1 protein-coding gene is annotated in these 484 nt (G+C 45.2%); it reads right to left on the bottom strand.

Annotated features, from left to right (window positions below; translation table 11 throughout):
* Window positions 1-484: MBG domain-containing protein (locus ICN16_RS09800; RefSeq protein WP_216137078.1), on the bottom strand; the 484-nt coding region annotated here is incomplete at both ends.

Below are 484 nucleotides of genomic sequence, written 5' to 3'. Positions count from 1 at the left end.
AGTAAAGGCGGTATTACCTAAAGTAGTGCCCAGACCATATTGGGTAGAGGCACTGTTAGCAGTAATCGTCAGATTGGCTGGGTTGACCGTCAACGTACCGTTGTTATAGGTGATGTTGTAGTTGCTGATATTAAAGGTACCACCAGATGCATTGCTTACAGCAATGTTGTAGCTAGCAACGCCACTAGTATTGGCTGCACCAGCACTTGCAAGCGTGACGTCTCCAATAGTCTCACTATTCATAAGACCATTGGAGACATAACCAATTGCAGTCAAATTGGTATTAACGCCATAACTCTTCGTAGCACTATTAGCAGTAATCGTTAGATCAGCTGGGTTGACTGTGAGGTTACCAGTAGCGTAAGTAATGTTGTAGTTACCAACCAAGCCAGTACTCATGGTTTGGTTACTTGCCGTTAAGGTGTAGTTACCGACGTTACTTGTGGCATTCGCTGCGCTAGTGACCGTAGCAGTCGATAGCGCA

Origin of the sequence: Polynucleobacter sp. es-MAR-4 (assembly GCF_018882055.1) — a bacterium.
Classification (GTDB): domain Bacteria; phylum Pseudomonadota; class Gammaproteobacteria; order Burkholderiales; family Burkholderiaceae; genus Polynucleobacter.
This window is presented reverse-complemented; position numbering and strand designations above follow the sequence as displayed.